The sequence below is a fragment of the Acidiphilium rubrum genome (assembly GCF_900156265.1).
GTDB classification, from domain to species: domain Bacteria; phylum Pseudomonadota; class Alphaproteobacteria; order Acetobacterales; family Acetobacteraceae; genus Acidiphilium; species Acidiphilium rubrum.
In genome coordinates this window covers 113,694-140,182 of record NZ_FTNE01000005.1, presented here as the reverse complement: position 1 = coordinate 140,182, position 26,489 = coordinate 113,694, and the positions used below count along the sequence as shown (strand labels likewise).

Annotated in this window: 26 protein-coding genes; 11 read left to right on the top strand and 15 right to left on the bottom strand. The window is 66.1% G+C overall.

Features of this window, described 5'->3' with window-relative positions; translation table 11 throughout:
- Positions 1–6 precede the first annotated feature (6 nt).
- From BW994_RS05725 to dapA, 10 genes are all read right to left on the bottom strand, one after another.
- Positions 7–1,059: a flagellar motor protein MotB gene (locus BW994_RS05725; protein WP_029311200.1), complete on the bottom strand. Its 1,053-nt coding sequence runs from the start codon at positions 1,057–1,059 to the stop codon at positions 7–9.
- A gap of 53 nt (positions 1,060–1,112) precedes the next feature.
- Entirely contained in the window at positions 1,113–2,090 is a 978-nt protein-coding gene (locus BW994_RS05720; protein ID WP_029311199.1) for a threonine ammonia-lyase, read from the bottom strand.
- Complete coding sequence (locus tag BW994_RS05715; RefSeq protein ID WP_029311198.1) at positions 2,087–3,520, bottom strand: glycosyltransferase family 39 protein; 1,434 nt, start codon at positions 3,518–3,520, stop codon at positions 2,087–2,089. The genes BW994_RS05720 and BW994_RS05715 overlap by 4 nt, the downstream gene beginning before the upstream one ends.
- A complete protein-coding gene (locus tag BW994_RS05710; protein ID WP_029311197.1) occupies positions 3,517–4,611 on the bottom strand; it encodes a glycosyltransferase in 1,095 nt (364 codons plus the stop codon). The genes BW994_RS05715 and BW994_RS05710 overlap by 4 nt, the downstream gene beginning before the upstream one ends.
- Positions 4,612–4,613: 2 nt before the next feature.
- Positions 4,614–5,099, bottom strand: a complete 486-nt coding sequence (locus tag BW994_RS05705; RefSeq protein ID WP_029311196.1) for a peroxiredoxin — start codon at positions 5,097–5,099, stop codon at positions 4,614–4,616.
- 27 nt (positions 5,100–5,126) lie between these two features.
- Positions 5,127–5,699, bottom strand: a complete 573-nt coding sequence (locus BW994_RS05700) for a GNAT family N-acetyltransferase (protein ID WP_051657228.1) — start codon at positions 5,697–5,699, stop codon at positions 5,127–5,129.
- 3 nt (positions 5,700–5,702) lie between these two features.
- Complete coding sequence (locus tag BW994_RS05695; RefSeq protein WP_029311194.1) at positions 5,703–6,377, bottom strand: molybdopterin-dependent oxidoreductase; 675 nt, start codon at positions 6,375–6,377, stop codon at positions 5,703–5,705.
- Positions 6,378–6,388: 11 nt separating this feature from the next.
- Positions 6,389–6,844 carry a cupin domain-containing protein gene (locus tag BW994_RS05690; RefSeq protein WP_029311193.1) on the bottom strand — a complete coding sequence of 152 codons (456 nt, stop codon included), beginning with the start codon at positions 6,842–6,844 and terminating at the stop codon, positions 6,389–6,391.
- Positions 6,845–7,004: 160 nt separating this feature from the next.
- Positions 7,005–7,487: an SsrA-binding protein SmpB gene (smpB, locus tag BW994_RS05685; protein ID WP_029311192.1), complete on the bottom strand. Its 483-nt coding sequence runs from the start codon at positions 7,485–7,487 to the stop codon at positions 7,005–7,007.
- A complete protein-coding gene (dapA, locus tag BW994_RS05680; protein ID WP_029311191.1) occupies positions 7,487–8,365 on the bottom strand; it encodes a 4-hydroxy-tetrahydrodipicolinate synthase in 879 nt (292 codons plus the stop codon). Before dapA ends, smpB begins: the two co-directional genes overlap by 1 nt.
- Positions 8,366–8,456: 91 nt before the next feature.
- On the opposite strand from dapA, the gene BW994_RS20370 reads away from it, so the two are divergent.
- The 3 genes from BW994_RS20370 to BW994_RS05665 are packed head-to-tail and all read left to right on the top strand — an operon-like array spanning position 8,457 to position 11,376.
- Positions 8,457–10,460 (top strand): lytic transglycosylase domain-containing protein, encoded by a 2,004-nt coding sequence (locus BW994_RS20370; protein WP_029311190.1) that lies wholly within the window; start codon positions 8,457–8,459, stop codon positions 10,458–10,460.
- Positions 10,457–10,912, top strand: coding sequence for a phosphatidylglycerophosphatase A family protein (locus tag BW994_RS05670; protein ID WP_029311189.1), 456 nt, complete (start codon positions 10,457–10,459; stop codon positions 10,910–10,912). Before BW994_RS20370 ends, BW994_RS05670 begins: the two co-directional genes overlap by 4 nt.
- Positions 10,909–11,376, top strand: coding sequence for a CinA family protein (locus BW994_RS05665; RefSeq protein ID WP_029311188.1), 468 nt, complete (start codon positions 10,909–10,911; stop codon positions 11,374–11,376). Before BW994_RS05670 ends, BW994_RS05665 begins: the two co-directional genes overlap by 4 nt.
- A 43-nt stretch (positions 11,377–11,419) precedes the next feature.
- Here the strand turns inward: BW994_RS05665 and BW994_RS05660 are convergent, their stop codons facing one another.
- From BW994_RS05660 to BW994_RS05650, 3 genes are all read right to left on the bottom strand, one after another.
- A complete protein-coding gene (locus BW994_RS05660) occupies positions 11,420–12,055 on the bottom strand; it encodes a hypothetical protein (protein WP_051657227.1) in 636 nt (211 codons plus the stop codon).
- 190 nt (positions 12,056–12,245) lie between these two features.
- Positions 12,246–12,761, bottom strand: coding sequence for a chromate transporter (locus BW994_RS05655; protein ID WP_029311186.1), 516 nt, complete (start codon positions 12,759–12,761; stop codon positions 12,246–12,248).
- A gap of 13 nt (positions 12,762–12,774) precedes the next feature.
- Positions 12,775–13,320, bottom strand: coding sequence for a chromate transporter (locus tag BW994_RS05650; RefSeq protein ID WP_029311185.1), 546 nt, complete (start codon positions 13,318–13,320; stop codon positions 12,775–12,777).
- Positions 13,321–13,384: 64 nt separating this feature from the next.
- On the opposite strand from BW994_RS05650, the gene BW994_RS05645 reads away from it, so the two are divergent.
- The 8 genes from BW994_RS05645 (at position 13,385) to BW994_RS05610 (ending at position 20,493) form a co-directional block, all read left to right on the top strand.
- Positions 13,385–13,909: a hypothetical protein gene (locus tag BW994_RS05645; RefSeq protein ID WP_029311184.1), complete on the top strand. Its 525-nt coding sequence runs from the start codon at positions 13,385–13,387 to the stop codon at positions 13,907–13,909.
- A 162-nt stretch (positions 13,910–14,071) separates the two neighbouring features.
- Positions 14,072–15,148, top strand: a complete 1,077-nt coding sequence (pstS, locus tag BW994_RS05640) for a phosphate ABC transporter substrate-binding protein PstS (RefSeq protein ID WP_029311183.1) — start codon at positions 14,072–14,074, stop codon at positions 15,146–15,148.
- A 260-nt stretch (positions 15,149–15,408) separates the two neighbouring features.
- A complete protein-coding gene (pstC, locus tag BW994_RS05635) occupies positions 15,409–16,425 on the top strand; it encodes a phosphate ABC transporter permease subunit PstC (RefSeq protein WP_051657226.1) in 1,017 nt (338 codons plus the stop codon).
- Complete coding sequence (pstA, locus tag BW994_RS05630; RefSeq protein ID WP_029311181.1) at positions 16,409–17,278, top strand: phosphate ABC transporter permease PstA; 870 nt, start codon at positions 16,409–16,411, stop codon at positions 17,276–17,278. Before pstC ends, pstA begins: the two co-directional genes overlap by 17 nt.
- Before the next feature lie 89 nt (positions 17,279–17,367).
- Positions 17,368–17,733 carry an ArsR/SmtB family transcription factor gene (locus BW994_RS05625; protein ID WP_029311180.1) on the top strand — a complete coding sequence of 122 codons (366 nt, stop codon included), beginning with the start codon at positions 17,368–17,370 and terminating at the stop codon, positions 17,731–17,733.
- A 10-nt stretch (positions 17,734–17,743) separates the two neighbouring features.
- Positions 17,744–18,808: an alkene reductase gene (locus tag BW994_RS05620; RefSeq protein ID WP_029311179.1), complete on the top strand. Its 1,065-nt coding sequence runs from the start codon at positions 17,744–17,746 to the stop codon at positions 18,806–18,808.
- 52 nt (positions 18,809–18,860) lie between these two features.
- A complete protein-coding gene (locus BW994_RS05615) occupies positions 18,861–19,607 on the top strand; it encodes an SDR family NAD(P)-dependent oxidoreductase (protein ID WP_081849031.1) in 747 nt (248 codons plus the stop codon).
- A gap of 58 nt (positions 19,608–19,665) precedes the next feature.
- Positions 19,666–20,493, top strand: coding sequence for a patatin-like phospholipase family protein (locus BW994_RS05610; RefSeq protein ID WP_051657225.1), 828 nt, complete (start codon positions 19,666–19,668; stop codon positions 20,491–20,493).
- Positions 20,494–20,562: 69 nt separating this feature from the next.
- Here BW994_RS05610 and BW994_RS05605 read toward each other — a convergent pair whose 3' ends face one another.
- Both BW994_RS05605 and BW994_RS05600 read right to left on the bottom strand, forming a co-directional pair.
- Entirely contained in the window at positions 20,563–24,519 is a 3,957-nt protein-coding gene (locus BW994_RS05605) for a translocation/assembly module TamB domain-containing protein (protein WP_029311176.1), read from the bottom strand.
- Positions 24,519–26,432 (bottom strand): autotransporter assembly complex protein TamA, encoded by a 1,914-nt coding sequence (locus BW994_RS05600; protein ID WP_051657224.1) that lies wholly within the window; start codon positions 26,430–26,432, stop codon positions 24,519–24,521. The genes BW994_RS05605 and BW994_RS05600 overlap by 1 nt, the downstream gene beginning before the upstream one ends.
- Positions 26,433–26,489: the final 57 nt, after the last annotated feature.

Here is a 26,489-nt window from a genome sequence, read left to right as displayed (position 1 = left end):
ATCGGGTCATGGCGCGGTCGCACCATATGTTTTGACCCCATTCACCAGCGCGGGACGCAATACGAGGATTGCAACCCGCCGGTTGCCTGCGGCGCGCGGCGTTTTTGGTAGCAGCAGATCGCGGTCGGCATAGCCGACCACGGCACTGATCAGCGGTTTCGGCAGGCCGGCCTGCTCCATCAGCCGGCGCGTCGCGTTCGCGCGCTCGACCGACAGATCCCAGTTGCTCTGGCCGGTGCCGATATAGGGCGTGGCATCGGTGTAGCCGGAAATCTTGATCGGGTCCGCCAGCTTGTCCAGGATCGGGGTGATCTTGCGGATCAGCGCGCCGGTCATGGCGTTGGGTTCCGATGAACCGAGCTTGAACATCGGCCGCTTGTGGGTGTCCATGATCTGGATTTCGAGGCCCTGCGGCGTTTCGCGGATACTGATCTGATGAGAGAGCACCCGCAGCGCCGGATCGGCTTTGATCGCCTGCGTCATCGCCTGGGATGCGGCGGCGAAGCGGCGATGGCCGAGATTGCCCGCGGCGAGGCCGCCGTTGGCGACGGCGGACACGCTCGGTGCCGCGGGCGGGGGTGCCATGCTCGGCACTGCACCGCTGCCTGGTTTGCCGGCGCCTTGCTGGGTCGTCGTGACATTGGCGAGATGTTGGCCGGTCGCGTTGACCGGGCGGATTTGTTGGCCTTGCGGCACGTGCGGCACGGTTGGCGAGACCGGGTTGTGCCCGACGGTGACGCGCACGGCCCCGAGATCGGACGTGAGGGCGCCATGATCGAACGGGGTGCGGCCGCCGAACGGCTTGCCCTCACCGGAGGCGCCACGGTTGAGCACATTGGCCTGGCTGAAATAATCGGCGAGGCCGACGCGCTGGGCTTCCGTGGTTGCGTTGATCAGCCACATCAGCAGGAAGAATGCCATCATCGCGGTCACGAAATCGGCATAGGCGACCTTCCAGGCGCCGCCATGGTGGCCGCCCTCGACAATCTCTTCCTTGCGGATAATGACGTTGACCGCCTGATTACCCGCCTTGCCCGCTCGTGGTTTCTTCGAAGCCATCGTTGTTGCACCGCCTTCGGGGGGCAGTATCGCGGGGCGGGGTTAACGAAAGACTAATCGGGGTCGGTTAATGCGCGGGCAAAGATGGCGGGGTCGATATTGCCGCCGGACAGGACGACGCCGACGGTCAGGCCCGCGAGCGGCAGGGCTTCGCCGAGCAGGGCCGCAAGCGCCACCGCGCCGCCCGGCTCGACGACCAGTTTCAGGTGCCGTGCCGCAAAGCCGATCGCGCGCAGTACCGCCGCATCGGTCACCGCGACCGCGCCGGCGAGCAGGCGCTGGTTGATCGAGAAGGTCAGTGCCCCCGGTGTCATGGCCAGCAGCGCGTCGCACAGCGGTGAACCGGTGCCGTCGTTGGTGATAAGGGTGCCGGCGGCGAGCGAGCGGCCGGTATCGTCCCAGCCTTCGGGTTCAACCGCGATCAGGCGCGTCATCGGCGAGACGCTTTGCAGCGCCAGTGCGCAGCCGGCGGTGAGGCCGCCGCCGCCGGTGCAGACCAGGATGAAATCAAGCTCGGCGCCGGCGGCACGCGCATCCGCCACCAGTTCGAGCGCGAGCGTGCCCTGCCCGGCGATCACGTCCGGATGCTCGAACGGCGGGATCAGCGTGGCCCCGGTGCGCGCCGCGATGTCCTGGCCGATCGCGGCGCGATCCTCGGTGCGCCGGTCGAACTGCACGATCGTGGCACCCCAGGCGGCGGTCGCTTCGCGCTTGATCGACGGAGCATCGGCCGGCATCACGATGGTCGCACCGATGCCGAGCGCCGCGGCGGCGCAGGCGATCGCCTGGCCGTGATTGCCCGAGGAATAGGTGACGACGCCGTGCCGGCGCACCGCTTCCGGCAGGCGGTGCAGCGCGTTGGTGGCACCGCGCAGCTTGAAGCTGCCGGTGCGCTGCAGGGGTTCGGCCTTGATGAACGCGGTCGTGCCGGTCCGTTCATCGAGTGCTGCCGAGCGCAGCGTGGGGGTGCGGACGATATGCGGGACGATCAGCGCCGCGGCGCGGTGAACGTCGTCGGGCGTCGGGATCATCGTGCCGCTCGCATGATGGCGGATTGGGCGTGGCCCATGAATGTCACCTCGAAGACGTTGTAGGATCGGATCGCCGCACCTGCGCGCCGGCGCGCCATCGTGCCGAGGAAAACGATGCGGGTAAACCGCGGCGCGACCGGGGTGGGCAAATAAACCGGCGCGATCAGCAGCAGGGTCTGACCCACCCTCAGCCGGGGGCGCGCGAAATACTGCCAACGCGCGCCGATGCCGACCACCGCGAGGTGGCGTGACGCATCATGGCCGAGTTCGGCGACCAGACCGTAATCGACCGCGCCGATGGTATCGACGTGATGAGCCCGTGCCAGCGCGCCCAGCGCCGTGGCGAGGCCGCGCCAGCCGGCGAGTTGCAGGGCGGTGGGATCGCGCGCGACCGGGAGCGGCAGCGGTGCGGCGATCGCCTGAGCGTAGACCAAAGCGGACATTGCGGCCCCCAGGGCGGCGGCGGGGGTGATGAAGCGGCGGGTGATGCCGGGCGCGGCGCCGGCGGCGGCCAGCGCGGCGCCGGGGATCATGATCGCCGGCCAGTTGGGTTGGACCGCACCCGAGAGGATATGTTCGGCGAACACCGCGCCGGGTACCAGCACGGTGAGGGCGACCAGATCGCCGGCCGGGCTGCGCCGGCGCAGCGCTGACCAGAGACCGATGGTCATCAGTACGATCACCCCGGGCGTGACCAGGCCGATCTGGCTGCCGATCAGCCCCGCCAGATGGCCGGGCGCGCCGGCGAGGTCGAGATGCGCGCTGCGGCCGCCCTGCTTGGCGAAGCTGGCCCAGCCGTGATCGGCGTTCCAGAGGATGACCGGGGCGAACACCACGAAGGACAAGGCGAGACCGAGCCAGGGCAGCGGGCGGGCCAGTGCGGCGCGGCCGGCCGGGGTGGTCAGCAGCCAGAGGCCGATCGCGACCAGGATGAGCAGGCCGGTGTATTTGGCATCGAGCGCGAGGCCGGCGGCGATGCCGGCGGCGAGCCACCAGCGGTCGTCGGCGGTGGCGTGCCAGCGCGCGACGGCGGCGAGTGTCGCGGTCCAGAACAATAATAAAGGTGTATCGGGCGTGGTGATGATGGCGCCGGCGTTGAGCAGCAGGGTGGCGTTCAGCAGCACCGCCGCCATCAGCCCGGCGTTGCGTGCGGGAAACAGATCCTCGCCGGCGCGCCATAGCAGCAGCGAGCCGATGGCCGCACTGATCGGCGAGAGCAGGCGGATCCCCAGCATGGAAGAGCCGAACACGGACGTTCCGATGCGAATCCACCAGGCGATCAGCGGCGAATCGTCGAAATAGCCGGGCTGGAGGTGGCGCGACCAAAGCCAGTAATAGGCCTCGTCCGGCGCGAGCGGGACGATTGCGGCGACGATCAGCCGCAGCGCGGTCAGCGCCGCGAGCAGGATGAGCCAGGCGCGCGGGGTCACCGCGCGCGCCAGACCAGCGTGGCCGATACCGCGTAATTCCAGACCACGCCGATCGCGGCACCCGCCGCACTCGCGGCGAGTCCGGCGGTGTTGTCGTGATACAGCGCGCGCGCGATGCCGATATTGGCGATCGCGCCCAGGCCGCAGACCAGCATGAACAATACGAGGCCGCGCCAGTAGCCGCCGCCGCGCAGGCGCATGGTGCGATAGGTCAGCCGGTTGTTCAGCTCGAAATTCGCGATCATCGCGATGATGGTACCGATGGTCTGCGCAGTGCCGAAATCGAGGCCGAGGCGGCGGGCGGCGCTGGTGACCAGCAGATTGACCAGCATGCCGAAGGCGCCGACCAGGGCGAAGGCGAGGAAGCGCAGCGGCAGGACGCCGCCCAGCGATTTGTCGATCAGCAGGCCGGCGAATTGAACCAGCACCAGAATGTCGAGCTTGCTTTCGCCGGCGGTGCGCGGGCGGAACTGGTACGGCACCTCGACGATGGTCAGCGGTTGCGGTGCGGCCAGCAGCAGGTCGAGCAAAATCTTGAACCCTTGGCCGTTCAGCCGGTGCGCCAGAGCTTCGAACCTTGTGCGGCGGAGCAGGAAAAATCCGCTCATCGGGTCGTTGATCGGGGCGCGGGCGAGCATCTGGGCGAGGCTGATGCCGGTGGCGGACAGGCGTTCGCGCAGTGGCGAGGCGAGGCCCGCGGCGTCGCCATCGCCGACGTGGCGGCTACCGATCGCGATATCCGCGCCGTCTTCGACTTTGTGCAGCATCGCCGGCAGGCGGGTTTCATCGTGCTGGAGATCGCCGTCGATCACCGCGATGAAATCGGCCGAACTCGACAAGGCCCCTTCGATTACCGCCGAGGACAGGCCGCGCCGGCCGATCCGGCGCAGGCAGCGCACCCGCGGGTCGGTGCGCGCGATGCGGCGCACCGTATCGGCCGTGCCGTCCGGGCTGTCGTCATCGACGAACACGACTTCCCAGGCGAGGCCGGTGAGCGCGGCATCGAGCGCCGCGACCATCGGGGCGACGTTCAGGGCTTCGTTGTAGCACGGCACGACAACGCAGAGCGCCGGAGCTGGCGCATCGGTCATGGTCAGGCGGGCAGCGCCTCCAGGATCGCCTCGGCGCGGCTGACCTCGAACCCGCCGGCCTGCTCGACCGCGAGATGGGTGACCACGCCGTCCTTGGCGATCAGGGCGAAACGCTGGCTGCGCACCCCGAGGCCGCGTGCCACCAGATCGAGCTCGAGGCCGAGCGCCCGGGTGAACATGCCCGACCCATCGGCCAGGAAGGTGATGTGATCGGCGCCCTTCTGGCTGGCGGCCCAGGCGCCCATCACGAACACGTCGTTCACCGCGAGGCAGATGATGGAATCGACACCCTTGGCCTTCAGCGCGTCGTAATGCTCGGTAAAGCCGGGCAGATGCTTGGCGCTGCAGGTGGGGGTGAACGCGCCGGGGACGGCGAACATTACCACGGTCTTGCCGGCGAACAGATCGGCGGTATCGACCTCCTGCGGGCCTTCGGCGCCGGGGGTCATCAGTTTCATGGACGGCAGCTTGTCACCGACTTTGATCATGGCTTGGTCTCCTGATTGGGGGATCGCTCAGCGGTCTGGTAGCTGAAGTGCCGCGATCCGTGAAGCGGGCACCAGAGTGCGGTCCATTTCGATGACCAGATGGTCTAGGCTGCCGATCCGCTGGCCTCGTGTGCGGCGGCATTCGGTAAATCCCAGCGCGGTCCAGAATGCGAGGGCGGCGTTATTGGCCTCGACCACGCCGAGGCTCAATCGCTGAGCGCCCTGCCCCGCTGCGTGGCGTGCCAGCCCTTCGATCAATGATCGTCCCAGCCCGGTGCGGCGATCGGTTGGGTGGACCATCAGCAGGCCGATGTACCAGATGCCCGGTTCGGGATAGTCACGCACGACATCGATCAGGCATCGCAGCGTATTCGAGTCGCCCCGAACGCCAAGTTTCAGCATGGTATCGAGGCTGCGGCCGGGTGGGCAATCCTGGAAAAACCGCTCGCCGTCCTGTGGCGTCGGTGGCGCGCCGGTGACCATCAGGGCGTAATCGGCGCAGGCGGCGGATAGTTCGGTCACTGCCTCGCGATCAGTGGCATCGTCGAGCATCGAGACGCGGAGGCCGGAAGCTTCGAACAGCATCACCGATCGGACCATGGTTCAGCTATAGCGTTCTTCGAGCCAGGGATCGGCGTTGTTGTTGTAGCCGCGGGTTTCCCAGAAACCCGGGTGGTCGGCGCCGGCGAAGGTGATGCGGCGGACCCATTTGGCCGATTTCCAGAGATAGTAGCGCGGCACCAGGACGCGGAGCGGGCCGCCGTGCTGGCGGGAGATCGGTTTGCCCTCCCAGGTATGGACCAGATAGCAATCCTCGGCGGCGAATTGTTCGAGCGTGAGGTTGGTCGTGTAGTCGTCGTGCGATTCGAACAGGACGTGGGTGGCGGTGTTGTGCGGTTGGACGAGGTCGAGGATGGTGGCGACCGCGATGCCGCTCCAGTGGTTGTCGTAGCGCGACCAGGTGGTGACGCAGTGCATGTCCGACACGCTGTCGTGCTGCGGCAGGTCCATCAGGGCGTTCCAGTCGAGCGTGACCGGGTTGGTAACTTCGCCGTCGATGGTGAGGCGGAAGGCGGCGTGCGGAATTTCCGGTTGGATGCCGAGATCGAGCACCGGCCAGTCGCTCACCAGGCGCTGGCCGGGCGGCAGGCGCTGGGCATGCGGCGCGGTGGTGCCGGTGAGCGCGCGGCCGTCGCGCGACCAATCCTGTTTGCGGCCGATCAACTTGTCCTTGATCTGGCCGAGCAGGCTGATGCTGTCCTTGTCGGTCTCGGTCATGGCGGCGTCTTTCAGTGCGTGTGTTGGTGGATCGGGTCGATCCAGGCGACTTCGCTGGGGGTTTCGACCGGTTCGATGTCGAGATTGACCACCACCGCTTCGTTATCGGAACGGACCAGCATGCATTCCAGCCGTTCATCGGTGCTGGCGTTGATTTCCTGGTGCGGCACGTAGGGCGGGATAAAGATGAAATCGCCCGGCCCGGCTTCGGCGGTGAATTCGAGGCGCTCGCCCCAGCGCATCCGCGCCCTACCCTTCACCACAAAGATCACGCTTTCCAGCGCGCCATGATGATGCGCGCCGGTCTTGGCATCGGGATCGATGGTGACGGTGCCGGCCCAGAGTTTCTGGGCACCGACCCGGGCGTGGTTGATCGCCGCGGCGCGGCTCATGCCGGGGGTCTGCGGCGTGTTGGGGTCGAGTTGGTCGCCGGGGATGACGCGGACGCCGTTGTGTTGCCAGTCCATGGGGTGCTCCGAAGGAAGGTAGTTAAGTAAGGCCTTCTTTTTTGTGAACAAAAAAGAAGCAAAAAAAACTTTGTTAATTTGGGTCCGTGCCGGTGAAAACGCCCGTGCCCCAGAGTCAGAAAGTTTTTTGGTTCTTTTTTTCAAAAAAGAACGCCTTGCTTCACCTGTTCCTCAGCAGCCGCGCCTTATCCCGATCCCAATCCCGTTTGGCGACGGCGGCGCGTTTGTCGTGTTGTTTGCGGCCTTCGGCGATGCCGAGGGTGACTTTGGCGACGCCGCGCGGGTTGAAATGGACATCGAGCGGGACAACGGTCGAGCCGGCGCGGGCGACGGCGCCGATCAGCGTGTTGATTTCCTTGCGTTTGAGCAGGAGTTTGCGCGGGCCTTTGGTGTCGAAACGCGAGAGGACGCCGCCCTGGTATTCGGGGATGTACATGTTGAACAGGAACATCTCGCCGTCGCGTTCGCCGGCGAAGGCTTCGGTGAGGGTGGCGCGGCCCATGCGGAGTGATTTCACTTCCGCGCCGCGTAACACGATGCCGGCTTCGAGCGTGCTGAGGATGGTGTAGTTGAAGCGCGCCTTGCGGTTCTGTGCTGCGATGCCGTGGGAGATCAGCATCGACTTTTTTTTCGGCTCCGCCATCAGTTGATCAATCCGACGGAGACCATGGCGGCGTGCATCTGGGCGCGGGCGGCTTCACTCAGCGGGGCGAGCGGCAGGCGGCAGTCGGGGGTGCCGTAGCCGAGCAGGGAGGCGGCGTATTTGGCCGGCGCGGGGTTGGTTTCGACGAACATGGCATCGTGCAGGGGCAGCAGGCGGGACTGGATCGCCATGGCGGCGGCGACGTCGCCGCGCTGCCAGGCGTTGTGGAGTTCGGCGCAGAGGCGGGGTGCGATGTTGGCGCTGACCGAGATGCAGCCGTGGCCGCCGGCGGCGAGGAAGGCGAGTGCGGTGTGATCTTCGCCGGAGAGTTGGCAGAAATCGGGGCCGCAGGTGGCCGTGGTGTGCAGCGGGCGCGAGAGGTTGGCGGTCGCGTCCTTCACGCCGGCGATGTTGCGGTGTTTGGCGAGCTTGGCCATGGTTGCCACGCTCATGTCGATCACCGAGCGCGACGGGATGTTGTAGATGATCACCGGAATATCGATCGCATCGGCGATGGCGGTGTAGTGCAGGATCAGACCGTCCTGGGTGGGTTTATTGTAATAAGGTGTGACGACCAGGACGCCGTCCGCGCCGACCGACTGGGCGTGCTGGGCGAGATTGATGGCCTCGGCCGTGGCGTTGGAGCCGGCGCCGGCGATGACGGGCACGCGCTTGGCAGCGATGCGGATGGTCAGTTCGACCACGCGCTTATGCTCGTCGTGGCTCAGCGTCGGTGATTCGCCGGTGGTGCCGACCGGCACGAGGCCGTGGGTGCCCTCGGTGATTTGCCATTCGATGAAATTTTCGAGCGCCGCCTCATCGATGCTGCCGTCGGCCTGCATCGGGGTGATCAGCGCTACCAGTGAACCTTGGAACATTGTCGTCTCCGCCATGGGCGATACTTATTCGCAGTACGGGGGGCTGGGCAAGGGATGGGAGCGCGCGGGCAGTCCTGCTAAACTGTGCCGCATGACGAGACTGACGATGCTGCTGGCGCTGTTGATGACCCTCGGGGCGGCCCGCGCGCCGGCCGCCGGCGCCACTGTCGCCCCGCCCGCGCCCGATCCGGTGCCCGATCCGGCGCTGGTCACGATCATGAACGATGTGCGGTCGAACAACTGGGATCAGGCGCAGAGTCTGGCGGCGGCGCAGCCGGACCGGCTGGTGGCCAAGCTGGTGACGTACTTCCGGCTGCTCGATCCCGGCGAGGCGAGCGAGGGGCAGATCGGGGTGTTCATGGCGCGCAATCCGGACTGGCCGGAACAGGCGGTGCTGGCGCGGCGCTGGAGCGAGGCGCTGGCGGCGGACCCGGATGACACGATCGTCCGGCAGGAATGTGGGCAGCGCCTGCCGGTGACCGCCGCGGCGAATGCGCGCTGTGCGGCGGCGTTCGATGTCAGTGACCCGCGCAAGGCGGCGAAATTCGCGCGGCGGGCGTGGATCGATGGGTATAGCGATTCGGTCGATGCCGGCACTTTTCTGGCGCAATATGCGCCGATGCTGACGCCGCAGACCAACTGGGCGCGGTTTCAGCGGTTTGCGCTGGCGGGCAATATTTCGGGCGCGCGGGCGATGCTGCCGCTGCTTTCGTCCGGCGATCAGGCGACCGGGCAGGCCTGGCTGGCGCTGGCGCAGGGGCAGACCGGTGCCGCCGGGTTGGTCGCTGGGCTGACGCCGGCGCAACGGGCGACGCCGGGGTTGTTTCTGGCGCAACTGGCGGCGGCGCCGGACCAGCCGAGCAAGCTGGCGCTTTGGCAATCGGGTGGGATTGCGGCGGAGCTGCGGGCGAGCGGGCTGGCGCGGGCGCTGTTCTGGATCAAGCGCCAGGCGCTGGCGCGGGATTTGTTGCAGACCAATGATGCCAAGGACGCCTACGCGATCGTGGCGGCGGCGCGGCCGCAAAGTGCTGCGCAGAAGGCGAGCCGGGATTTTCTGGCGGGCTTCATCGCGTTGCGGTTCCTGAACGATCCGACTTTGGCGCGGCCGTGGTTTTTGGCGCTGAGCCATGATTCGACGGCGGTGATCACGCGGGCGCGGGCGTTCTACTGGCTGGCGCAGACCGAGACCGGCGGGGCGGCGCGCGCGGATTTGAGCGATGCGAGCGCGTATCCCGATACGTATTATGGTCAGCTGGCGTCGTTGCAGCTGGGGCAGAGTGCGGCGCTGCTGGCCGGGCGGATCCGCGCGATTGCGACGCCGCGGATTACGGTTGCCGAGGAGGCGGGGTTCGCCGAGCGGGAATTGCCGCAGGCGGCGGTGATTTTGACCGAGATGGGCGCGCCGCGGCGGGCGCGGGCGTTTTTGTATCGGATGGCGGAGGTCGCACCGGCGCTGGATGATCGCTACCTCGATGCGCGGCTCGCGGAAGGGTTGGGGCAACTGCCGAGTGCGGTGATGATCGCGCGGATTGCCGGTGTGGCGGGGGACATGCTGGTCGGGCTGGGCTGGCCGATCCCGGCGGGGCTGGTGCCGGCCGATCCGCCGGCCGGCGGGGCGGGGCCGAGCGTGATTTTGTCGCTGATCCGCCAGGAAAGCAGTTTCGATCCGGGGGCGATGAGCGGGTCCGGTGCGGAGGGGTTGATGCAGCTGATGCCGGGGACGGCGCGGATGATTGCGGCGCGATCGGGGCTTGGGTTGCCGGCGGCGGGGTTGATGGGCGATCCGGCGGCGAATATCGGGCTGGGATCCGCGTATTTTGCGACGCTGATGAGCCGGTTCGGCAACTGCCTGCCGCTGGCGATCGCGGCGTATAACGCGGGGCCGCGCAATGTGGAGACGTGGCTGGCGGAGAACGGTGATCCGCGCCTGCCGGTGGGTTCGGGCGGGGTGAACATGATCACCTGGATCGAGCTGATCCCGTTTGCCGAGACGCGCAATTATGTGCAGCGGGTGACCGAGGGGATCGTGGTGTATCGGGCTCTGGCGGGCAAGGCGGCGCGCAATCCGGTTGCGCGGTGGTTGCCGCACTCATGAAGATCGCGGCGCTGGCGGCTTCGGGCTGCGGGGTGGGGTATGCGCGCTGGGCGCCGGGCACGTTCGGCTCGGTGCTGGGCGGGGTGATCGGGTGCGTGCTGCTCGATCATGGTCATGCGGTGCTGGCGGCGGGGGTGGTGGTGGCGAGCGTGATCGGGCTGGTGGCGATACCGCGGACCGGCAAGGCGGCGGTCGATCCGGGGTGGATCGTGATCGATGAGGTGGCGGGGCAGATGATCGCGCTGCTGGGGCTGCCGTTTCTGACCGGATCGGGCGTGCTGCTGGCGTTTTTGTTGTTCCGGCTGTTCGATATTCGCAAGCCCTGGCCGATTTCGCTGGCGGATGCGCGGGCGGATGAATGGGGGATCATGGCGGATGACTGGATTGCGGGGGCGTTCGTGGCGGTGATTTTGCTGGGGTTGCGGCTGGTCTGGCCGGGGAGCGGGCTGTGAGCGCGGCGGCGGTGGTGGCGCGGGCGAAGGCGCTGGGGCTGCGCGTGGCGAGCGCGGAGAGCTGCACCGGCGGGATGATCGCGGCGGCGTTGACCGATGTGGCGGGGTCTTCGGCGATGTTCGGGTTCGGGTTCGTGACCTATGCCAATGAGGCGAAGGTCGCGCTGTTGGGGGTGGATGCGGCGGTGCTGGCCGCCGAGGGCGCGGTGAGCGAGGCGGTGGCGCGGGCGATGGCGGCGGGGGCGCGGGCGCGATCGGGTGCGGATGTCGCGGTGGCGGTGACCGGGATTGCGGGACCGGATGGTGGGTCGGCGGCCAAGCCGGTCGGGACCGTGTGGTGCGCGGTGGCCGGGCGGGATGGGGTGGTGGCGGAGCGGCGGGTGTTTGCCGGCGATCGGGCGGCGGTGCGGGCGGCGACGGTGGCTTGGGCGCTGGAGATGGTGATGGCGCGGCTGGTTGTTTAGTTGCTATATCGTAACAATTTGGGCGTGCCGGGGCGGTTTGGCGTCAGGCGGGATTTTCGAGCGGTTTGTACCAGGGCGGCCAGAAGCGGCTGCCGCGGCCGGGCGGGGTGATGCGGTCCGGGATGGCGCCGGGCGGCATCCTGCGGTTTTGTTTCGGGCGTTTGCGGCGGGGCCTGAGTGACACGGCGCGCGGCGGCGGGGCGAGATGGGGTGGGCGGCTGACGCCGAGCATGTGGCAGAGCGGGCGCAAGGCACGGCCGAGGGCTGGGTTTTCGAAGATGAGCTGGATCATGGCCGGATCATCGAGCAGGTGGATCAATTCGGCCTGAGCGCAGATGATGCGGTGAAACCGGACCGGCAGGATGTGGCGCAGCCAGAAGAAGCCGCGCGGCAGGATGTAGTCGACCGGGGCGGCGGGCGCGGGTTTTGGGTGCGGCGGGCTTGGTTTGCGGGATGGTGTTGGCGGCGGCGGCGCCGGGCGATGCGGGCGCGGTGGTGCGGCGAAGAGCCGGGCGAAGCGGGCGGCGAGTGTGGTGAGGCGCGACCAGAGCAGGTGGCGCAGCGCGCTGGGCAGGCGGGATTCGAACGCCTCGGCGATCAGCGTGTCGCACAGGTAGACCATGAACGCGGCGAAGCGGTCGGCGGCGAGGTCTTGCGGGGCGGGGCCGTTGGTGTTCACGCGGGCAGATGACCACGACAGGCGGGGGGTGGGCAAGGAGAAAATAACGCTTTGTTAGTTTTGACGATTTTTGTGACCAAGGAAGACGGAAGATTTCTGGAATTTGCGCGCAATCCGCGAAAACCGCCCACGCCCCGGAGTCAAAGAGTTTTTTGCTTCTTTTTTGCAAAAAAGTAGTCTTTTCCCTCCCTTAACCAAACCCCACCAGCCCCAGACCGGCGCCGATCGCGAGGAACGCCAGCGGGTGGATCTTGCTGCGCAGGGTGAGGATGGCGACCGTGGCGGAGATGAGGGCGAGGCGCCAATTGTGGTCGGCGGTGCGGATCAGGAAGGTGGCGGCGGCGAGGACCATGCCGCCGGTGATGGGGGTAATGGCGGCCTGGACGATGCGGCGCCAGCGGGCTTCGCGGAAGCGGTGCCACGCGCCTGAGACCAGCACGGTGAGGGTGCTGGACGGGCCGATCATGCCGAGGGTGGCGACGGCGGCGCCGGGCAGGCCCGCGACGTGCAGGCCGATCAGGGTCGAGATCAGCATGTTGGGGCCGGGGCTGGACTGGGCGACGCCGAACAGGGCGGCGAATTGGGCGGGGGTGAGCCAGTGATGGGCGACGACGGCGCGGGCCATGGCGGGCAGCGTGCTGGCGACGCCGCCGATGGCGAGGATCGAGAGTTCGGCGAACAGCAGGGCGAGGGGCAATAGGATCATTTGACCCGCCTGATCATTTGACCCGCCGGGCGGCGAGCAGCAGCGAGATCGGCAGCGCGATCGCGATGACGAGCGGCAGTGCGAGGTGGAGGATGGCGAACAGGACGAAGGCGAGCACCACCATGGCGAGGCCGGTGGGGATGCGCAGCGCTGGGCCGGCGATTTTCAGGGCGGTGGCGAGGATGAGGCCGGAAGCGGCGGCGGTGAGGCCTTCGATGCCGTGATGCACCAGGGGATTCTTGCCGAAGCGTGCGAACAGCAGGCCGAGGGTGATGACGATGGTGATGGGGGCGGCGAGCAGGCCGGCCATGGCGGCGAGCGCGCCGGTGATGCCGCGGTGGCGGGCGCCGAACGCGGCGGAGAGGTTGACGATGTTGGGGCCGGGCAGGAACTGGCAGAGGCTGAACAGATCGGCGAATTCGGCATCGGTCAGCCAGTGGCGGCGATCGACCATGATGCGCCGCGCGAAGGGCAGCACGCCGCCGAAACCGGACAGGCCGGCGATGAAGAAGCCTTCGAACAGGGCGGCGTGGGTCAGGCGGTCGGGTTCGGCTTCCATGGCGGGAGGGTACGCTTGGGGTGGCGTGATCGACAATCGGGCAGGTTGTTGGCAGGGTTGCGCAATGATCGATGATGGGATGACGGAGGGTTCGGCGCTGCCTGCGTTTATGGCGGAGGAGGCGCTCGCGCTGCGCGCGGGGCCGGCGCCGACGTCGCCGCCGTTGATCGTGGCGTTCATGATTCTGGCACTCGGGGTGGTCGGGCCGGTGGTGTTCGTGCGCGATGCGGTGCCGAGCGTGTTTCTGACGATCGCGAGCCTGCTGATGCCGGTGGCAGGGGTGGTTTCGGTGATTGCCGCGGTGGGGTCGTGGCGGCGGCGGCGGGCTGATCCTGTGGTGCGGGCGCGCGCGATCATTGCGCCGGGCGGGGTGACGCTGGTGGCGCAGCCGGGCATGCGCGAGGCGTATGAGTGGGGCGAGATTGCGGGGGCGTTTGTCAGCCGATCGGTGTTCACGCTGCATCTGAGCGATGCCGACGGCAAGGTGACGCGGCGGGCGATTCGCTACAGTGCGCTGGAAACGCCGGTGGAAATGCTGGAGGGGCGGATTGCGGTGGCGATGCGCGCGCATCGCGAGGCGCAGCTGTGATTGGCTAACAAGATCGTGATGGCGGCAACGATGTCATGAAAGCTTCATCGAAACCCCGTCGCCTTGTCATGATTGATCGCTTAGACGGCGCGGCAGGGGTTACCGAGATGAACGCCCCGTAGGTTTTCAATATGCTGTTCTCAACCGAAAGGGAGATCCATCGTGCGATCTGATTCCAAACTGCGCCGCTCTACACTGCTGCGCGCCGCCGCGGCCGCTGCACTGGTCGCCGGCCTCGGCATGGGCGTTGCCCAGGCCGCTGGTGTTTCACTGGTCGAGACCGGTTCGTCGCTGCTGTATCCGCTGTTCAACATCTGGGTGCCGCATTTCGAGAAGGCCCATCCGGGCGTGAAGGTGACCACGCAGAGCACCGGTTCGGGTGCGGGTATCGCGCAGGCGATTTCCGGTGTCGTGCAGGTCGGCGCGTCGGACGCTTATATGTCGGACCAGCAGATCAAGCAGAACCCGGACATTCTGAACATTCCGCTGGCGATTTCGGCCCAGGCGATCAACTACAATCTGCCGGGTCTGAACAACAAGCACATCAAATTCTCCGGCCCGGTGCTGGCGGGGATTTATACCGGCAAGATCACCAAGTGGAACGATCCGGCGATCGAGAAGCTGAACCCCGGCCTGAAGCTGCCGGATCATCAGATCATTCCGGTGCACCGTACCGATGGTTCGGGCGACACGTTCATTTTCAGCCAGTATCTTGATTTCTCGACGCCGTCCTGGGCGAGCACGGTGGGCTACGGCACCACGGTGTCGTGGCCGGCGGTGCAGGGCGGGCTGGGTGCGAACGGCAACCCCGGCATGGTCGAGGCGCTGAAGCAGAACCCGTATGCGATCGCCTATATCGGCGTGTCGTTCTACAAGGAAGTGGCCGAAGCGCATCTCGGCAAGGCGATGCTGCTGAACAAGGCCGGCAAGTTCGTGCTGCCGACCGCCAAGACGATCAGCGCCGCGGCGGATCAGCTGGTCGGCAAGACGCCGGCGGATGAGCGGATCAGCCTGGTGTTCGCGCCCGGTGCGATGAGCTACCCGATCATCAACTACGAATATGCGATCGTGAATTCCAAGCAGAAGGATGCCGCGACCGCGAAGGCGGTGAAAGATCTGCTGACCTGGGCCAGCAACGAAGGCAATAACGAGAGCTATTTGAAGCAGGTCGAGTTCAAGGCGCTGCCGCCGGCGGTGAAGAAGCTTTCGGCCGCGCAGATTGCCAAGATCGGTAGCTGATTGCGTTGATGCAGGACGCCCTGCCCGGTTGATTCGGGCGGGGCGTTTTTTGTTTTTAGGGTCGGGAGAAGAAGACTACTTTTTTGTAAAAAAGTAGCAAAAAACTTTTATTTATCTGGGGCTGGGGCGTTTGCTGCGGCACGGGCTCAAATTGATGAAGTTTTTTTGCTTCTTTTTTGTTCACAAAAAAGAAGATTCTTTGCTTCGCTTAACTTTGCGTTAAGCTTATCCTGTCATGGTGTATTCGGAGTTGAAGATCGATGTCCCTGCCCGATGATCCACCGGCGTCCGCCGTCCAGATTAAGCGCAAGCGCAGCCGGTTTGAACTGGGGCTGACCGGGATTGCATTGCTGATTCCGATCGCGCTGTTCGTGATCGTGCTGTTTCTTGGGCAGTATGCGTGGCAGGCGATCGGGTTCAACGGGATCAGGTTTATCGGTACGATCGATTGGAGCCTGGGCAATTTATATATGAACCCGGTGGTGACGCGCGGGTATTCCGTGCCGCTGGGGGCGAATTACGGCATTCTGGCGTTCATTGTGGGTACGCTGTTTTCCTCGTTCCTGGCGTTGTTGTTCGCGTTGCCGGTGGCGGTGGGGACGGCGATTTTTCTGGCCGAGGCGGTGCCGGAGCGGTTGCGGCCGGCGCTGTCGCTACTGGTGGAGCTGGTCGCGGTGGTGCCGAGCGTGGTGTTCGGGCTGTGGGGTATTTATGTGCTGGCGCCGCTGATTTCGCATTACATCGGGCCGGGGATTACCGCGGTGCTCGGGTTCATTCCGTTTTTCAACATCCACAACAGCACGGGCAGCGGCTTCGGGCTGCTGGCGGCGGCGATTGTGCTGGCGCTGATGATTACGCCGATCATTGCGACGACGCTGTATGATGCGCTGCGCCAGGTGCCGCGCGAGTTGCGGGAATCGGCGGTGGCGCTGGGGGCGACGCGGTTCGAGGTGGTGATCAAGACCATGCTGCCGACCGTGCGGGTGACGCTGGTGGGGGGCGTGGTGCTCGGGCTGGGGCGCGCGCTGGGCGAGACGATGGCGGTGCTGATGGTTTCGGGCGGGGCGCTGAATTATCTGCCGAAGACGCTGTTCACGCCGATCAGCACGATGGCGGCGTTTATATTGTCGCAGCTGGACAGCGCGCTGGGTGATCCGACCAATATGGCGGTGAAATCGCTGGCGGAGATTGCGCTGGTGCTGTTTCTGATCACGCTGGCGGTCAATGCATTGGCACGGGTGATCGTGCGGGGAGCGACCTTTGTCCGTAACGTTTGAAGCGGCCGCGCCGAAGCGTTCCTCGCTCGAACGGCGGCGGGTGATCATCAGCGCGATCGGCTGGGGATTGTGCGGGTTCGCGTTTCTGCTGGTGGCGGTGCCGCTGCTGGATCTGGTGCTGACCATTGTGATCAAGGGCGCTTCGGCGTTTTCGATCACGCTGTTCACGACATCGAGCAACGGGGTGAAGGGCGGGTTGCTCGCGGCGATCGTGGGGACGGCGGTGCTGTCGCTCGGCTCGCTGGTGTTTGCCGTGCCGATCGGCGTCGGGGCCGGGCTGTATTTGTCGGAATACGGGCAGAACCGGCTGGGTTCGGTGATCCGGTTTTTGTCGGACACGCTGACCGGGATGCCCTCGGTGGTTTTAGGATATTTTTCCTATATTACCATGGTGATCGGATTCGGCTGGCAGTTTTCGGCGCTGGCCGGATCGATTACGCTGGCCATCATGATCGTGCCGTATCTGGCGCGGATCACCGAATTGTCGTTGCAGCGGGTGCCGGTTGCGATGCGCGAGGCGGCGTTTGCGCTGGGCGCGCAGGAGCGGACGGTGGCGTTCCGGGTGGTGCTGTCGGCCGGGTTGCCCGGGGTGATCACCGGCGTGTTGCTCGGGCTCGCGATTTCGGTGGGGGAGACGGCGCCGCTGATCTATACCGCCGGATGGTCGAATTACGTCTGGAACGGCAAATTCATCCATCAGCCGATCGGGTATTTGACCTATGTGATCTGGACGTTCATCGACCAGCCTTACAAATCGGCGCATGCGCTGGCGTTTGCGGCGGCGCTGCTGGTGATGCTGGTGGTGCTGGCGATCAATATCGGCGTGCGGATCGTGCTGCGGCCGAAGGTGTGACGCGGCGGGTGCGGCCGCGCATTGCTGCATTGCACAAATCGGCTCGTCGCGATCTTCATATCGGGTAGGTCCGATCTATATATCGGTCCATGACGATTGTGGACATGGCGGACGCGACGCAGGGGTTGGATGAGGGGATCAAAGCCCTGGCTCATCCGGTGCGGCGCGCGATTCTGGCCAAGCTGCGTGAGCCTGAACGGTATTTCGCCGAGCAGGCGCAGCCTTTGAGCCTGGGGGTTTGCGCCGGGCAGATCGAGCAATCCTGCCCGTTATCGCAATCCAGCATTTCGGCCCATCTGGCTGCGTTGCAGGCGGCGGGGCTGATCAATGGCCGGCGGGTTGGGCCCTATGTGTTCTACAAACGTGATGATCTGGCGATCGAGCGGTTGCTGGCGCTGTTGCGCGCTTCGCTCGACCGGCCGGAATGTGCTCCTGAACCAGAAAAATCATCCTGAAAGGCTGATCATGTCGAAATTATTTGAACCTTTGAAGGCCGGGGCGTTCACGCTCCGCAACCGCATCATCATGGCGCCGCTGACGCGCGCGCGGGCCGGCGATGTGCGGATACCGAACGCGCTGATGGCGGAATATTACGCGCAGCGCGCCGATGCGGGGATGATCCTTTCCGAGGCGACATCGGTGACGCCGATGGGCGTGGGTTATGCGGCGACGCCGGGGCTGTGGTCGGACGCGCAGGTCGCGGGTTGGCGGCTGGTGACCGAGGCGGTGCATCGCAAGGGCGGGTTGATCCTGGCACAGTTGTGGCACGTCGGGCGGATTTCCGATCCGATGTTCCTGAACGGGGAATTGCCGGTGGCGCCGAGCGCGATCGCGGCGGCGGGGCATGTGAGCCTGGTGCGGCCGGAAAAGCCCTATGTGACGCCGCGCGCGCTGGAGACGGCGGAAATTGCCGGCGTGATCGAGGCGTATCGGGCGGCGGCGGCGCATGCGAAGCTGGCCGGGTTCGACGGGGTCGAGATCCACGGGGCGAACGGCTATCTGCTCGATCAGTTCCTGCAGGACAGCACCAATCAGCGCACGGATCGCTACGGCGGCTCGCTGGAAAACCGCGCGCGGTTGATGCTGGAAGTGACGGACGCGGTGATCGGCGTGTGGGGTGCGGACCGGGTCGGGATGCATCTCGCACCGCGCGGCGATGCGCATGCGATGGGTGATTCCGACAAATTGACGACCTTCAGCTATGTGGCGCGGGAATTGGGCAAGCGGGGCCTCGCGTTCATCGCGGCGCGCGAGCACAAGGCGGCGGACTGGATCGGGCCGCAGTTGAAGGCGGCGTTCGGCGGCGTTTATATCGGCAACGAAGGCTTCACCAAGGAGAGCGCCGAGGCGGCGATTGCGGCCGGCGAGGTCGATGCGGTGGCGTTCGGCAAGGCGTATATCGCCAATCCCGATCTGGTGGCGCGGTTTGCGGCGGATCTGCCGCTCAATCCGCCGCTCAGCATGGCGAGCTTCTATCAGGGCGGCGCCGAGGGATATACGGATTATCCGCTGGCGCAGAAAGCGGCTTGATTTGACAACAGCCGGGGCCTTGGAGCCCCGGTTTTTTTTGGGAGAGATGAGCATGCGGTTCAAGGATCGGCGCGTGGTGGTGATGGGCGGCAGCCGGGGGATCGGGCTTGCGATCGCCAAGGGATTTGCCGCCGAGGGCGCGGCTGTCGCGATTTGCGCGCGCGGCGCCGAAGGGCTGGAGGCGGCACGCAAGGCGATCGGCGCGCTGGGCGGTGCTGTGTTCGCGGCCCCGTGCGATCTGGCGGATGCGGCGCAGATTGCCGCGTTCATTCCCGAGGCGGCCGGGGCGCTGGGTGGGATGGACGTGCTGGTGAATAACGCGTCGGGCTTTGGGATGACCGATGACGAGACCGGGTGGGATGCCTCGCTCCGCGTCGATATCATGGCGATCGTGCGGGCGAGCCAGGCGGCGGTTGCATTCTTGCAGGCTGATGAAGGCGGGTCGATCATCAATATCGCCTCGATCTCGGGCATGCGCGCGTCGATCCGCAGTGGTCCTTACGCGGCGGCCAAAGCGGCGGTGATCAATTATACCGCCTCGCAAGCGGCAAAACTGGCGCGCCAGAACATCAGGGTCAACGCAATTTCCCCCGGCGCCATCGAATTCCCCGGCGGCGTCTGGGACAAGCGCAAACACGAAAACCCGAAATTATACGAAACAACCCTCGCCTCCATCCCGTTCGGACGGCTGGGAACCGCCGAAGAGATCGCGGACGTGGCGCTGTTCCTGGCATCACCGGCCGCACGCTGGATCACTGGGCAAAACATCGTGGTCGATGGCGGTCAACTGCTAAGCTGATACCACCGCCGGTATTTACGATTGCCTACCCCCTCTGGCCCTATGGTAGATACGATGCATGACAAAACGCGATATCGGGATTGCACTATCGGGTTCGGGCTTGTTGTTGGGGGCACATATCGGGGCATTGCGTGCCGTGGAGCAGGCAGGATTTTCTGTGGCGGAAATCGCCGGCACCAGCGGCGGTGCGATCATCGCTGCCAGTTACGCTATCGGCATCACGCCGGATATGCTGGAGCGGTTATATCTCGCTGCTGATTTTCGGGCACTGCTGCCGCTGCGTTTTTACCTGACAGCGGGCATCAGGCTACTGCTGACCAAAGGACTGGTCAGTCCGGCTCCGTTCGAGGCGTGGTTGCGCCAGACTTTGGGGGAGGTGACACTGGGGCAGACGCGGTTTCCATGCACCATTGTCGCCTCCAACCTCACCACGGAGCGGAGCGAGATTTGGCGGAGCGGCACGACGCCCGACATCCCCTTATGGCAGGCGGTGATGCCTTCGGCAGCGTTTCCCTTGGTGTTTCCGCCTGTCCGCCTCGGTGGATCATGGTTGCAGGACGGTGGGTTGTTCGACGATATCCCCGTCGATCAGCTTAATCAGGCACTACGCCTCGGTGTGGTTGTCGGGGGCAGACCGACACCGCTGGTCGGCTCGCCCAGCCTGATCGGGCTATTGATGCGCGATATCGAGACGCTATTTCTGGCCAATTCCGCACATGTGGTGGATAGCTTGCCGAAAGAGGGCACCGCGCTCGCTTATGTCGAAGGGGTCGGTGTGCCGATTTTCGACACCGGCATTTCGTTGGTCGTGCGCCAAAAACTGATTGCCGCCGGGTTCGAGGCGGCGAACAACGCGCTCAGCACGTTGACCGCAAAGCCGACGTAACGGCACCGCGTTGAAACGAGATATCGGCCTGGCGGCGCTGCCAAAGCCCAACGCCAGCAGTGAACCAACTCAGTAATTGAACTGGTACTTAAGCCCGATGCTTTCGCCGTTGTCGCTGGCGGCGCCGCCGCCGGTGCCGACTTTGGTGTCGAGTTTCAGGCCTTTGTAGAGGTTGATTTCGACTTTGGCGGTGGACCCCTGCCCGCTCGCTGATTGTTGGGCGCCGACGTAGACGCCTGGGGCGACATAGCGGCCGGCGTTGATGGTGGGGGCTGCGCTGCCGTTGGCGCCGCCGCCGAGGGAGAGTTCATCGAGGCCGAGCGCCTTGCGGACGCCGCCGAGCGGGCCGCCGCCGCCGCCGCCGCCGATGCCGGCGAGTTGGGCGAGCGAGGCGGCGAGCGAGACGGCCTGGAAGGCGGACAGGCTCTGGGTGCCGGTGCCGTAAAGCAGATGGGCCAGCACTTCGTCGGACGGCAGGGTGGGGCTGCTGGAGAGGCCGATTTTCGGGTTGGTCGGGGTGCCGGTGACCGCGAGGGTTGAGGTGGTGCCATCGGCCGCGGTGTTGCTGGCTTCGAGGTCGAGTTGCGGCATGAAGCCGCCGCCGTTGAAATCGATGGTGCCTTTGGTGAATTTGAGGTTTTTGCCGCCGAGGTTGAAGGAGCCGCGGATGAGGTGAAAGCCGCCCGAGGGGATGGGGTGGGCGGCGGTGCCGGCGAGGTGCAGGGCGCCACCGAGATTGGCGAAGATGCCGTCGCCGCGGATGAACACCTGGTTTTTCGCGACGATGTTGAGCGCGAGGCCGATGGGCGGCGCGGGTGCGGGCGGTGGTGGCGGTTTGACGCCGGGGCGGATGATGTTGAGCGTGGTGACCGAGGGCGGCAGGCCTTTGGGGATTTGGATGTTGGCGCTGTTGATATCGATGGTGCCGCCGAGGTTCATGGCGGTTTTGACCGCACCCGAGATCGAGACGGCACCGCCGAGGGATTCGGTGATGATGTCGCTGGCGATGGGGCTGGCATTGTTGAAGGCGATGCGGATGTTCACCGGCATCGGGGCTTGCAGGCCGATGGTGCCCTGGCCGGTGATGGTGCCTTTGCCGGCCTGGGCGGACAGATGATCGAGCGTGATGGTCTGGCCGGCGGCGGTGACCAGGGCGTCGATTTTGGTGAGATCGAGGCCGGAGGTGACGTTTTCGACGCTGGCGCCGGTGAGGGTGATGCGGCCGCTGGCCTGCGGGGCGGCGGCGGTGCCGCCGATGTGCAGATCGGGCGTGATGATGCCGGTGACACGGGTGCCCTGGGCTTCGGTGATCGGGTCGACCAGGCGCAGATCGGTGCGGCCGGTGACGACGAGGGCGATGGCGCCGGTGCGGGTCAGCGGGACCGTGCCGTTGATATCGAGGTTGGCGCTGCGGCCAAGGGTGAGATGGGCGGTGCCGCGCGCGGCGGTGCCGCTGAGGGTTTCATGGGCGATGAGGTCGGCGGCGGGGAGCGATGCCGTGGTGCCGTTGAGCAGGCGCATGCCGCGGGCGGTGAGGTCGATCGTGCCGCGCGGCGCGCGGGGGGTGCCGGCGAGTTTGGCGTGGGCGTTGATGGTGCCGCGCGCATCGAGTTTCGGGTCGACCGCGTGGACCAGGGTTGCCGAGACATTGGTGAGGCTGGCGGTGAGCGCCATCGGGCCCGTCATCGAGAGCGGCGCGGTGCCGGCGAGGTTAAGGCGTGCGGCGCCGAGCGTGGCCGCGATGGTCCCGCGCATGGCGTGGCCGAGCAGGGTTTCATTGGCGGTGAGATTGGCGGCGGGCAGGCCGGCGCCGGGGCCGGTGGTGACGCCGAGGTTGCGGCCGGTGAGTTTGACGGTGCCGGTGGGGGCGGTGAAGCTGCCGGTGATGTGGGCGTTGGCATCGATCATGCCGTGGGCAGCGAGTTTGGGGTCGGCCGCGCGGGCGAGCGCGGCGGGCAGGTTCTGAATGGTGGCGGTGAGATCGAGCGTGGGTTTGATGCTGCCGTTGGCGGTGATGCGGGCGTTGCCGCCGAGACCGCCGAGGCCGAGGGCGAGATGATGAATAGCGAGGCCGGGTTTCGCGATGATGGTGGCGGGGCCGAGCAGCCGGGCGGTGACGCCGCGGGCGGCGGCGGTGAGGGTTGCGAGGTGGACGATGCGATCCTTGCCATCGAGCACGCCGGAGAGGGCGAGGTTGGCGGGCTTGCCGGCGAGGTTGCTGAATGCGCCTTTGGCTTTGACGTCGAGCGCCGCTTCGGTACCTTTGGCCGTGAGATCGAGCCCGCCGGCGACCGAGGGGGCGCGCAGGCCGGTGATGGTCGCGCTGGCATCGATCGCGGGGGTGGTTTCGATGTGATCGAGGCTGGCGGCGATGATCGCTTTGGTGACGCCGATCGAGCGTCCCTCGGCGATGTTGGCGGCGGTGAGTTTGATCGTGGCGGGCTGGCCCTGGGCGTGGGCGAAATCGGCATCGATCGAGCCGGCGAGCGCGATGTTCAGGAGTTGGCCGAAATCGGCGAGTTTGGTGATGGCGAGGTGGAGATTGCCGTCCGGCAGCTTGGCGCCGGCGGCGCGGGTGATGGTGCCGTGGCCGGTGAGGGATTTCCAGGACAGTTGGTGGAGCGCGACATCGACATCGCCGGCGGCGCCGCGGGCGAAATCGGCGTTGATCGCGAGCGGGGCGTTATCGAGCGCGCCGGTGCCGGTGACGCTGCCTTTGGGGGCTTTGGGCAGGTTGGTCATCGCGATGGCGAGGTTGAACGGGCCGGAGTTGATCGCCTTGGTGGTGATGACGCCGGCGATCGTGGTGTTGAGCGCGAAATCGGTGCGCGGGCCGTTGAGTTTGAGATGTTCGCTGACGTGGCCTGCGAGTTGCGGGTCGATCAAGGCGATGTCGGGCTGGGTTAGCGTGCCGTGCAGGGCGATGGTTTTCGCATCGATCATGCCGGCGAGTTTGGCGGTGATGGCGGCGGCATCGATGGTGAGGCGGTGGATGGTGGTGGTGCCCTGATCGAGCGTGATGTCGCCCGCGATGGTGGCGCGTTTGCCGACCAGCGTGGGGATGGGTTTGGCACCGTTGGTGATTTCAACGGCATCGTTCAAATGGATATTGGTTGCGGTACCGGATTTTTTTGCGATCAGGTGCAGGACGTTGCGGCCGTTGAGTTGACGGTGGCCGAGTGCGGCGTAGGGCGCGATTTCGGGGATGGTGAGGGTGACATCGCCACCCGGCGCGGTGCGCGAAAGATCGACGGTGCCGGTTGCATTGGCATGGAGGGCACCGAGGGAAGCGGTGAGGTCGAGTACCGCGTTATGGCGCGGGCCGTTCAGGCCGAGCGTGACATCGAGCGGGCCGGCGAGGGATTTGTTGGCGGCGATGCCGGAGAGTGATTCGATCAACCCGCCTTGGGGTTCGTGCAGGGCGATTTTGGCGGCGACGTTTTGCGGATCGACCGTGGCGTGGATATCGTATTGTCCAGGCTGGTCCAGCGATGTTGCGGCGAGGGCCAGTTGGATATGGGTGAGCGAGGTCGCGACCGCGTGGCCGCCGAGGCGGAGTGCGATGGCGTGGCCGATCACCGGTTTGCCGATGGCGAGACGCTCGATCGCGAGGTGATCGATGATCGCGGATTTGATCGGGATGCCGCCGGAGGATTTCGATTTCGGCTTGGTCGTGGAGGCGACCGGTAGGCGGGCGAAATCGATGCTCTGCGCGGTCAGATTCTGCACATCGACGGCGCGGTGCAGCAGGGCGAAGGGCGACCAGCGCAGCACAATGTTATCGATCGTGAGGTAGGTGCCTTTGGCATCGGCGATGCTGATGCGGCGGGCGGCGATGTATTTCGGGAAATGGCCGGACAGGCCTGCGATTTTCACGTCGCCGCCGGTGAGGCTGTCGATTTTGTTTGCGGCGAAAGAGCGCCCTGCCCCGGTGTTCAGCGTGATGTCGAGTGCGATGACCGCGACGATCGGCAGCGCGATCAGGATGGCGATGATGATGCCGATGATTTTGAGCGTGCGGCGCATCAGAAGGCCTGACCCAGGCCGATATAGACCGCAACCGAGGCGCCGCCGGGCGGGCGGTTGACCGGCACGCCGACATCGACGCGGATCGGGCCGATGCCGGTGTAATAGAGCGCGCCGAGCCCGACGCCGACCCGCAACGTGCCGGTGAACGGCGTGCCGTTGGCCGAGACCTGCCCGGCATCGACGAACGGGGCGATGCCGAAATGCGCGCCGATGCGCTGGCGGAATTCGGTTTCCACCGCATCGATCGCGGTGCCGCCCTGGGGAATGCCATCGAAGAACAGCGGGCCGACGGTCTGGTAGGTGAAGCCGCGCACCGTGCCGGTGCCGCCGGCGTAGAAGCGCTGGTCGGGCGGGATCTGGAACTGGCTGGCACCGAAGATGCGCCCGAGCAGGCCGCGCACCGCGAGCACGCCGCGGCCGGGGGCTTCGAGATTGATGTAGGTATTGTCGGTCAGTTCGGCGATGGTGAAGGCGGATGAACCGGCGCCGAGCGCCACGGTGGGCGTGACGTGGAGCGAGATTTTCACGCCCTTGGTCGGGTTGAGCAGGGAATTGGCGGTGTCGTAGCGCAGCGTCAGCGGGATCTGGCCAAGGCGATAGCTGCGGCTGATGTTTTCCTGATCGACCTTTTCGAAGATGAAGCCGGCGCCGTAGTCGAACGACCAGTATTTCGCGAAATTCCAGGTGACTTCGGCGCTGCCAAGCTCGGCGGTGCGGCTGTAGGCGGGGAGATATTCCTTCAGCGCCTCGATTGTCGCCGTGATCGACTGGGTGCGGTTGATGAAATCGGGGACACGGTAGACCGCTTTGGCATCGTAGCCGGGTTTGATGACGTAATTATGCTTGCCGTAGGTGGCGCTCTGGGTCGAGCCGGTGCCGCCGAGGCCGGTGGCGCCGAGCGAGATTGTGAGGTTCTGCGCCTCGCCGAACAGGTCGCGGTCCATCCAGGATACATCGGCATCGATGCCGAGGTCGGTCGAATAGGAGGCACCGATCGAGACGGCGTGGAGCTTCTGTTCATGGACCAGAATGGTGACGGGGACTTCACCGGGCGGGTTGGGGCCGGTCGCCGTGTGGGTGGCGACCGAGGAGAACACGCCGAGGCCGAGCAGGCTGTCGCGCGCCTGGTTGAGGATGGTTTCGCTATAGGGCTGGCCGGGGCGCAGCTTGACGTGGCGGGCGATGAACTTGCCGCTCATGTGCTGCATGCCGGTGTAGGTGATCTGGCCGATCGCGACGCGCTCGCCCATGGTGACGGGGTATTTGATCGCCAGCGTGTGGCGCTTGGTGTCGGCGATGGCGATGGGTTCGGCGACCTTGGCGAAGGCGTAGCCGCTGTTGCGGAGTTTGGTTTCGAGCTTGGCGGCGGCGCCGATCACCGGGGCGGCCTTGGCGGCATCGCCCGGTTTGAGACCGAGTGCGGCGGTGGCGGCCGGGTCGGTCAGGCCGGGGGTTGCGATGCTGCTGATGTGATAGAGCGGGCCTTTGTCGATGGTGACGACGATGGCGGCCGGCGGTGTCGCCGGGGCGCGGCGCAGCAGGCGGGGCAGCGCGGGGTCGGACAGGCTGTGCCCATCGATGGTCAGGTGCGCGGCGCCGGAATCGTAGCCTTCGCTTTCCAGCACGGTGATGAATTTCGCCTGGTCCGATTTCGCCCGGCCGATCAGGGCGAAGGGGCCGATTTTCAGTTTTTTGCGCAGGGTTTCGAGGCTGGAGGTGGCTTTGATCAGACTGTCCAGCGCCTTGTCGCCGCTGGGCTTGAAGGTGACCTGGTAGGGCTGCGGGTCGGCCGCGCGGGCCTGGGGGATGGCGGCGACTGCCAGCAGCGCCGTGCCCAGAATTGATCCGACCAGACCTGATCCGATATGCGCCCCCCGCAGGGGCCGCTTGCGCGACGCTCCACAATTCATCTCCTGGCAGATGGGGCAAAAATGCCGGGCGGACCACGCCGAAACCGGAACGAGGTG

What these genes read in the sequence shown, in the direction of transcription:
- BW994_RS05705 (WP_029311196.1), bottom strand. Translation starts at nt 5,099, where the DNA reads ATGATCAAAGTCGGTGACAAGCTGCCGTCCATGAAACTGATGACCCCC.
- BW994_RS05605 (WP_029311176.1), bottom strand. Translation starts at nt 24,519, where the DNA reads ATGCGCCGCACGCTCAAAATCATCGGCATCATCATCGCCATCCTGATC.
- BW994_RS05650 (WP_029311185.1), bottom strand. Translation starts at nt 13,320, where the DNA reads ATGGAAGCCGAACCCGACCGCCTGACCCACGCCGCCCTGTTCGAAGGC.
- dapA (WP_029311191.1), bottom strand. Translation starts at nt 8,365, where the DNA reads ATGTTCCAAGGTTCACTGGTAGCGCTGATCACCCCGATGCAGGCCGAC.
- BW994_RS05720 (WP_029311199.1), bottom strand. Translation starts at nt 2,090, where the DNA reads ATGATCCCGACGCCCGACGACGTTCACCGCGCCGCGGCGCTGATCGTC.
- pstC (WP_051657226.1), top strand. Translation starts at nt 15,409, where the DNA reads ATGTCCCTGCCCGATGATCCACCGGCGTCCGCCGTCCAGATTAAGCGC.
- BW994_RS05725 (WP_029311200.1), bottom strand. Translation starts at nt 1,059, where the DNA reads ATGGCTTCGAAGAAACCACGAGCGGGCAAGGCGGGTAATCAGGCGGTC.
- BW994_RS05645 (WP_029311184.1), top strand. Translation starts at nt 13,385, where the DNA reads ATGATCGATGATGGGATGACGGAGGGTTCGGCGCTGCCTGCGTTTATG.
- BW994_RS05610 (WP_051657225.1), top strand. Translation starts at nt 19,666, where the DNA reads ATGACAAAACGCGATATCGGGATTGCACTATCGGGTTCGGGCTTGTTG.
- BW994_RS05700 (WP_051657228.1), bottom strand. Translation starts at nt 5,699, where the DNA reads ATGGTCCGATCGGTGATGCTGTTCGAAGCTTCCGGCCTCCGCGTCTCG.
- BW994_RS20370 (WP_029311190.1), top strand. Translation starts at nt 8,457, where the DNA reads ATGACGAGACTGACGATGCTGCTGGCGCTGTTGATGACCCTCGGGGCG.
- BW994_RS05710 (WP_029311197.1), bottom strand. Translation starts at nt 4,611, where the DNA reads ATGACCGATGCGCCAGCTCCGGCGCTCTGCGTTGTCGTGCCGTGCTAC.
- BW994_RS05695 (WP_029311194.1), bottom strand. Translation starts at nt 6,377, where the DNA reads ATGACCGAGACCGACAAGGACAGCATCAGCCTGCTCGGCCAGATCAAG.
- BW994_RS05600 (WP_051657224.1), bottom strand. Translation starts at nt 26,432, where the DNA reads ATGAATTGTGGAGCGTCGCGCAAGCGGCCCCTGCGGGGGGCGCATATC.
- BW994_RS05615 (WP_081849031.1), top strand. Translation starts at nt 18,861, where the DNA reads ATGCGGTTCAAGGATCGGCGCGTGGTGGTGATGGGCGGCAGCCGGGGG.
- BW994_RS05625 (WP_029311180.1), top strand. Translation starts at nt 17,368, where the DNA reads ATGACGATTGTGGACATGGCGGACGCGACGCAGGGGTTGGATGAGGGG.
- BW994_RS05690 (WP_029311193.1), bottom strand. Translation starts at nt 6,844, where the DNA reads ATGGACTGGCAACACAACGGCGTCCGCGTCATCCCCGGCGACCAACTC.
- BW994_RS05620 (WP_029311179.1), top strand. Translation starts at nt 17,744, where the DNA reads ATGTCGAAATTATTTGAACCTTTGAAGGCCGGGGCGTTCACGCTCCGC.
- BW994_RS05655 (WP_029311186.1), bottom strand. Translation starts at nt 12,761, where the DNA reads ATGATCCTATTGCCCCTCGCCCTGCTGTTCGCCGAACTCTCGATCCTC.
- BW994_RS05670 (WP_029311189.1), top strand. Translation starts at nt 10,457, where the DNA reads ATGAAGATCGCGGCGCTGGCGGCTTCGGGCTGCGGGGTGGGGTATGCG.
- smpB (WP_029311192.1), bottom strand. Translation starts at nt 7,487, where the DNA reads ATGGCGGAGCCGAAAAAAAAGTCGATGCTGATCTCCCACGGCATCGCA.